The following is a 7,427-nucleotide window of genomic DNA, read 5'->3' on the forward strand; positions in this document are numbered from 1 at the left end:
GGTAGTGTGGGATTACCCATGTGAGAGTAAGTCATCGCCAGCTCATTATTCGAAATACCCCCTCCGCATAGGCAGAGGGGGATTTTTTTATGCGAAAAATTAAGTATTTAAAAATTATTAGTCGCGAAAGACTATAAATTTAAAATCCAATTTGTATGTTTTTTGGTAAATCTGTGTTATAAAAAATAAAACGGCATAAAAATTGCTTATAAAACGGGATTTTCTATTAAGGGGGTAACAATGAGATTATCAGTGGGCATAAAAATTGCGAACTCGCTGTCATTAACTCCACAATTACAGCAAGCAATTCGGCTATTACAACTTTCAAGTCTGGAATTGGAACAAGAAGTTCAGTTGCAACTTGATAGTAATCCTCTATTAGAAAAAGTTGAAGAGCAAATTACCCTTGAAAGCTTATCTACCATTGAATTAAATAATGAAAATAACGATCTAACCAATGAACTTAACGCCGATCATCTGCCTGATGACTTACCTGTAGATACCGATTGGGATGATGTTTATACCCATCAACCTACAAGTCTGGGGGCGGCCGAGTTCGAAGAACGTGAAGATAATCGTCAAGGGCATCAGAGTCTGCAAGAATATATGCTGGAACAAATTAATCTGTTGAATTTTTCACAGGTTGATAAATTAATTGCTTATTGCATCGTCGACTCTCTGGACGACAAAGGTTTTTTAGATGCAGAGTTGAGTGAAATTACTGCATCAGTACAACATTTACTCTCTTCTATGGGCTCTGAAGAAGAAATTGAAGATGATGAAGTTGCCGTTGTATTAAAGCATATCCAGCGTTTGGATCCGGTGGGTGTAGGTTCTAGAAGCTTGGCAGAATGCCTATTGGTTCAACTTGATAATTTACCTGCGTCAACGCCTTGCCGAAATGATGCGATCAAACTTCTGCAACATTATGAATTGTTGATCACCAATGAGCTTCCTAAGCTGATCAAACAGACTGGCTTAAATCCAGAGCAGTTGCGCTGTGCCGTAGATTTGCTAAAAACATTGAAACCGCATCCAGGTCTGGAATTTGAAAATAAGGAATCAGATTATCAGGTGCCAGATGTCGTGGTAATGAAAAAGAATAACTGCTGGCAAGTCAATTTAAACTCGGATATACTGCCAAAGTTACGCGTCAATTCTTTTTATGCCAAAATGATTCGTCGTGCAGATCAAAGCGATGATAATCAGTATCTGCGTAATCAGATGCTTGAGGCGAAGAACTTTATCAAAAGTATCGATGAAAGACATAAAACCTTATTGAAAGTCGCGACTTGTATTGTGGAACATCAAAAAATGTTCTTGGAAATTGGGGCGGAAGGCATGAAACCTCTGGTTTTAAGAGATATTGCCGAAGAAGTCGAATTGCATGAATCTACAGTTTCTCGCGTAACCACCAATAAATATATGCTGACCCCACGTGGATTGTTCGAGTTGAAATATTTCTTCTCGAGTCATGTCGGGACTACTTCAGGTGGTGAAGCATCTTCTACTGCTATCCGTGCCAAAATCAAAAAACTGATTTCCGAAGAAAATGCCCGTAAACCTTTGTCTGATAATGCAATTGCCAATATGTTAAAAGATGAAGGCATTGATGTGGCACGACGTACGGTGGCGAAATATCGTGAATCGTTACATATTCCTTCATCTTCTGAACGAAAAGTCTTGATCTAAAATTTGAAATCTGGCTATTCTAGAGATTCATTATGACAACATAATGAATCTTTTTTCTTTTGAGGATCAGTAAAATTGATTTGATTCAGGACTTAAAATACAGATATTTTATTTATAAGTTACTGTATTTAAATTATTTTATATTGAGACTCTTCTAATCCTAACGAAGGTGAGGGATAGAACTATGCAAATAACAATTCGTGGACATCATTTATCGATTACGCCAGCTATTGAAGAAAGTATAAAAACCAAGTTTTCACAGATGACGAAGCACCTAGATCAGGTGAATAGTATGCAAGTGAAACTCTCGAAAGATCATCAAATTGATAAACGCTCTAGAAAGGGCAGTAGTAATCATATCGCAGAGGCTATTATCCGATTACCGGGCATTGAATTTTTTGCTCACGCCACCGCAGATGATATGTATACCTCAATTAAAATATTAACCGAAAAACTCAAACGGCAGATTGATCGATACCGGGAAATGCATTTACAGCAGCATCCTTTAGCCCTATAAAGGATAAATGATGAAAAAGAGGTTTTAAAAGCCTCTTTTTTTTATATATATAATGTATGGATACATGAATTATTTTTGCTATTTATAGTAAAATGGCTCGTTTTACACCCTTAGTCCTATAAGAGGTCTTGTGATGAATAATGAACAGCTCGCTGAAATTTTAGAAGCCGCTTTTCCAGAGGCGGATGTTGCTGTGAGTGGTCAGGGCGGAAAATTTGATCTCCGTATTGTGGATGATCAATTTGAAGGTAAGCGTCCAGTTGCACGCCAACAAGCTGTTTATGCTCCTCTCAATGCCCATATTGCCAGTGGTGTAGTTCACGCAGTAACGATTCGCGCGATGACAAAAGAAGAATGGCGTAAAGCAAGCTTATTTGGAGCTTAATCATTTAATGGATAAATTTTTAATTCAGGGCGGTATCAAGCTCGAAGGTGAAGTGCGCATTTCTGGTGCAAAGAATGCAGCACTTCCATTATTGGCAGCAATGATTCTTGCTGATACCCCGATTACGCTCAGAAATGTTCCTAATCTAAAAGATGTCAATACGCTGGTGAAGCTGATTGCTGGTCTTGGGATCACCATGACTTATGAAGGCGATACAGTTGTTGCTGATACATCGACATTAGATAACCAGTTCGCACCGTATGAGCTCGTAAAAACTATGCGTGCTTCTATTTTAGTGCTAGGGCCTTTGTTGGCGCGCTATGGTAGTGCAAAAGTGTCTTTGCCAGGCGGTTGTGCGATTGGTTCCCGTCCTGTCGATCAGCATTTGAAAGCTTTAGAAGCTTTAGGTGCCGAGATTGAAGTGGAAGCCGGCTATGTACATGCCAAAGTCGATGGTCGCCTGAAAGGTGGCGAAGTCGTTTTTGATATGGTGACTGTAGGTGGAACAGAAAATATTCTGATGGCTGCCGTGTTGGCCGATGGTGTGACCACGATTCGCAATGCAGCACGTGAACCTGAAATCACTGATCTTGCGCAAATGCTGATCAAGATGGGTGCCAAGATTGAAGGTCTGGATACCGATACTTTAATCGTGACCGGTGTCGAAAGTCTGCATGGCTGTGAATATGCTGTAGTTGCTGACCGGATTGAAACCGGTTCATATCTGGCAGCGGCAGCGATCACTGGCGGTCGTATCAAAACCACGCATACTGATCCATCTCTGATGGAAGCGGTGCTGGACAAGTTTGAAGAAATGGGTGCAGAAGTGACCCGTGGCGATGACTGGATTGAACTGGATATGCTGGGTAAACGTCCGAAAGCTGTCAGTTTCCAGACCTTGCCACATCCGGAATTTCCAACCGATATGCAAGCCCAGATTATGGCTGTGAATGCCATTGCTCAAGGTTTTGCGACAATTTCTGAAACGATTTTTGAAAACCGTTTTATGCATGTTCCTGAGTTGGCACGTATGGGCGCCAATATTCAGGTAGAAGGTAATGATGCTGTGGTAACGGGTGTAGAAAAACTTTCTGCTGCACCTGTAATGGCAACAGATTTACGTGCTTCGTTCTCTTTGGTGCTAGCAGCACTTGCCGCTGAAGGTGAAACGCTGATTGACCGCATTTATCATATTGACCGCGGTTATGAAGATGTAGAGGCAAAGTTACAAAGTTTAGGTGCCCAAATTAAGCGAGTAAATTAATGAGCGATATGAGAAACGATGATCCAAACTTTGACGTAATGGGCAATTTTGATCATGGTTTAACTTTGGCATTAAGTAAGGGGCGTATCTTAAAAGAGACTTTACCTTTGCTAGAAACAGCAGGGATTAATCTTTTAGAAGATCCCGATAAATCTCGTAAATTGATTTTCCCGACCACGCATAAACAGGTTCGTATCTTAATTTTACGTGCTTCAGATGTACCGACTTATGTTGAAAATGGTGCAGCCGATATTGGTGTGGCCGGTAAAGATGTATTGATGGAACATGGCGCGCAAAACGTGTATGAACCATTGGACCTGAAAATTGCGGTATGTAAATTGATGACCGCCGGTAAGGTAGGAATGCAACGTCCTAAAGGTCGTTTAAAAATTGCGACCAAGTACGTGAATTTGACCCGTCAATACTATGCCAGCTTGGGTGAGCAAGTGGATGTGATCAAGCTGTATGGCTCCATGGAACTTGCGCCACTGGTCGGTCTGGGCGATTACATTGTCGATGTGGTCGATACTGGTAATACCTTACGCGCCAATGGTTTAGAGCCACTTGAAGAAATTTGCAAAGTGTCTTCGCGTTTAATCGTCAATAAAGCCAGCTTCAAACGTAAGCAAGCGTTGTTAAATCCGATTCTGGCACAGCTTGAAAAAGCCGTGGAAGAACGTGAAAAGGCCAAACAGGCCTAAATTTGTTGCGTAAAAAAACCGTCCTTTTAGGACGGTTTTTTTATTCGATTGAACATAAATACGATGTAAATTCTTTCATCAATTTTACCAAAAGTTATTTCCAATAAAACTCATAGGGCTAGAGCACTATAGCTGCCGACAAAAGTCTGGAAAACAGGTAAACTAAAGCCTTCGAATTCAAACCTGATGGGTAAATTGATGCGACGTTTATCGACCCAAGATCAAAACTTCAAGCAAGCTTTTGCTGACTTGTTGGCTTTTGAAACTGTTAATGATCCTGAACTTTTAAAAACTGTAGATCAAATTATTGCTGATGTTCGTCAGCATGGTGATGCTCAAGTTCTTAAACTCACTCAACAGTTCGATCGACATCCAGCGCATCAATTTTCAGATCTAGAGTTAAGTCAAGAGCAACTGCAAGCTGCCTTCGAGGAGCTAACGACTGAAGTGCGTGAAGCTTTAGAATTTGCTGCAGCACGCGTGCGCGAGTTTCACCAGGCACAAAAGCAAGATGGTTGGACCTATATCGATGCTTTAGGAAATACGCTCGGTCAGAAAGTCACACCACTGGATCGTGTCGGGATTTATGTACCGGGTGGTCTGGCGTCTTATCCATCTTCAGTATTGATGAATGCGGTGCCTGCACATGTCGCAGGTGTGCCGGAAATTATTATGGTGGTGCCTGCGCCGAATGGTGATTTAAACCCATTGGTACTGGCGGCTGCATATCTGGCAGGCGTAACGCGTGTCTTTACAATTGGGGGTGCGCAAGCGGTTGCGGCATTGGCTTATGGTACAGAAACTGTCCCACCGGTCGATAAAATTACCGGCCCAGGTAACCGTTTTGTTGCTGCGGCAAAACGTGCAGTGTTTGGTCAGGTCGGTATCGACATGATTGCAGGACCTTCTGAAATTCTGGTCTATGCCGAAGGTCAAAATAATGCTGAATGGTTGGCGATGGATTTACTTTCGCAAGCTGAGCATGACACTGTGGCACAAGCCATTTTCATCACACCCGATGAACAGTTGCTGAATGCCGTTGAACAGGCAATAGAAATGCATCTGGCAACATTGCCAAAGGCAGAAATTGCCCGTACCTCGATTGCTAATCGTGGTGCTTTAGTCTTAGTGAAAGACCGCCAAGAAGCATCGGATTTGATTAATCAGGTGGCGCCTGAGCATTTGATGTTGTGTTTAGATGATGCAGAAGCAATGTCTGACAGCATTCGTCATGCAGGTGCGATCTTTATGGGACGTTATACGCCTGAAGCCATTGGTGATTACTGTGCCGGTCCAAACCACGTCTTGCCAACTTCAGGTACTGCGCGTTTTTCATCACCACTTGGTGTCTATGATTTCCAGAAGCGTTCAAGTCTGATTATGTGCTCACAAGAAGGTGTAAAAACTTTAGCAAAAACTGCTGATATTTTAGCGCAACAAGAAAACCTTGATGCACATGCACGTTCTGCACGCTATCGTTACTAACCATAAATAGAATTACACCCTCTCCCTGAATGAACTTTAAGCATGCTTTAAAGCGAAGCGAAATATGTTATTGCAATACTTGCGCTGAAAGTTAAAAGCAGTGCTTTAACTTTCGCTCAGGAGAGGGAACTTAGAGAATTTGAAAATGAAGATCACAACAGAACAAATGCGTTTTTGGAGTCCTGAAGTACGTGAATTAGAACCGTATACCCCAGGCGAACAACCAAAAATCCAGAATATTTTAAAACTTAATACCAATGAAAATCCGTATCCGCCATCGCCTAAAGTCGTTGCGGCAGTACAACAGGTATTGGCAAATTCAGCGGATGTTTTGCGTCTCTATCCAGACCCGGATGCATCAGAGTTAAAACAGGCGATCGCTAAACAACAAAATGTACCTGTTGAAACCGTCTTTGTCGGCAATGGCTCAGATGAAGTCTTGGCACATATCTTTAAAGCATTTTTTGTTCAAGAACAGCCTGTACTTTATCCAGATATTACCTATAGTTTCTATCCGGTTTATAGTCAGTTTTTTGGGGTTAAAACCAAAATCTTGCCACTCAATGACAATTTTGAAATTGTAGTGGATGACTATAAGCAAGCCAATGGCGGCATTATTATTACTAATCCTAATGCGCCGACCAGTATTGATCTGGGCTTGGCGGCCATTGAGGAAATTCTGCAAGCTAATCCGGATTCAGTGGTGGTGATTGATGAAGCCTATGTCGACTTCGGTGCTGAATCAGCAGTCAAGCTGGTTGAGAAATATGAAAATTTAGTGGTATGTCAAACCACATCGAAGTCACGTTCTCTTGCAGGTCTGCGAGTAGGTTTCGCGATTGCCCAGCCACATTTAATTGCAGCACTTGAAGCAGTCAAAAACAGCTTTAACTCTTATCCGATGGATCGTTTTGCGATTGCTGCTGCAGTAGCTTCATTTGAAGATCAGGCCTACTTTGAAGCACAGAATCAGAAAGTTATTGCCAGCCGTGAAAAGTTGGTGTCCCAATTAAATGAGCTTGGTTTTAAAGTTTTACCATCGAGTGCCAATTTTATCTTTGCCTCATTGCCATCTAAGGATGCAGGCGAGCTTGCAAGTGAGCTGCGTGAACGTGGCATTATCGTGCGTTATTTTAACAAGCCACGTATTAACCAGTTTCTACGGATTACTATTGGTACAGATGAGCAAAATCAGCGTTTAGTCGACACGCTAAAAAATGAGATTTTAGCTTAATCTCCCCAAACCCCTCTTTCATAAAGCATAGGTATCTACACATCTTTAGGTACTTAATGCAATTGTTGCGATTTCATTCAGTTCATCTATTGAATATTCCGAGAGCAGTTGAAGAGTGTTCAGTAAAATCGAAAGTCCTGCCAATATTG

General features: G+C 41.7%; 7 protein-coding genes. All 7 read left to right on the forward strand.

The genetic code is table 11. From position 1 onward, the window contains the following. Positions 1–240 precede the first annotated feature (240 nt). Positions 241–1,692, forward strand: coding sequence for an RNA polymerase factor sigma-54 (locus tag WAK81_RS05275; RefSeq protein ID WP_422195981.1), 1,452 nt, complete (start codon positions 241–243; stop codon positions 1,690–1,692). Between the two features lie 184 nt (positions 1,693–1,876). Further along, complete coding sequence (gene hpf / locus WAK81_RS05280; protein WP_004730744.1) at positions 1,877–2,209, forward strand: ribosome hibernation-promoting factor, HPF/YfiA family; 333 nt, start codon at positions 1,877–1,879, stop codon at positions 2,207–2,209. 133 nt (positions 2,210–2,342) lie between these two features. After that, positions 2,343–2,594, forward strand: coding sequence for a BolA family iron metabolism protein IbaG (ibaG, locus tag WAK81_RS05285; protein WP_422195982.1), 252 nt, complete (start codon positions 2,343–2,345; stop codon positions 2,592–2,594). A gap of 7 nt (positions 2,595–2,601) precedes the next feature. Then, the gene (gene murA, locus WAK81_RS05290; RefSeq protein WP_005262612.1) at positions 2,602–3,858 is read left to right on the forward strand and encodes a UDP-N-acetylglucosamine 1-carboxyvinyltransferase; all 1,257 of its coding nucleotides are present in this window, start codon (positions 2,602–2,604) and stop codon (positions 3,856–3,858) included. Beyond that, the gene (gene hisG / locus WAK81_RS05295; protein ID WP_004646025.1) at positions 3,858–4,559 is read left to right on the forward strand and encodes an ATP phosphoribosyltransferase; all 702 of its coding nucleotides are present in this window, start codon (positions 3,858–3,860) and stop codon (positions 4,557–4,559) included. Before murA ends, hisG begins: the two co-directional genes overlap by 1 nt. Before the next feature lie 186 nt (positions 4,560–4,745). After that, on the forward strand, positions 4,746–6,044 hold the full coding sequence (gene hisD, locus WAK81_RS05300; RefSeq protein ID WP_422195983.1) for a histidinol dehydrogenase: 1,299 nt from the start codon (positions 4,746–4,748) through the stop codon (positions 6,042–6,044). Positions 6,045–6,189: 145 nt separating this feature from the next. Continuing rightward, complete coding sequence (gene hisC / locus WAK81_RS05305; RefSeq protein ID WP_422195984.1) at positions 6,190–7,278, forward strand: histidinol-phosphate transaminase; 1,089 nt, start codon at positions 6,190–6,192, stop codon at positions 7,276–7,278. Positions 7,279–7,427: the final 149 nt, after the last annotated feature.

Origin of the sequence: Acinetobacter sp., from assembly GCF_049284435.1 — a bacterium.
Taxonomy (GTDB): domain Bacteria; phylum Pseudomonadota; class Gammaproteobacteria; order Pseudomonadales; family Moraxellaceae; genus Acinetobacter.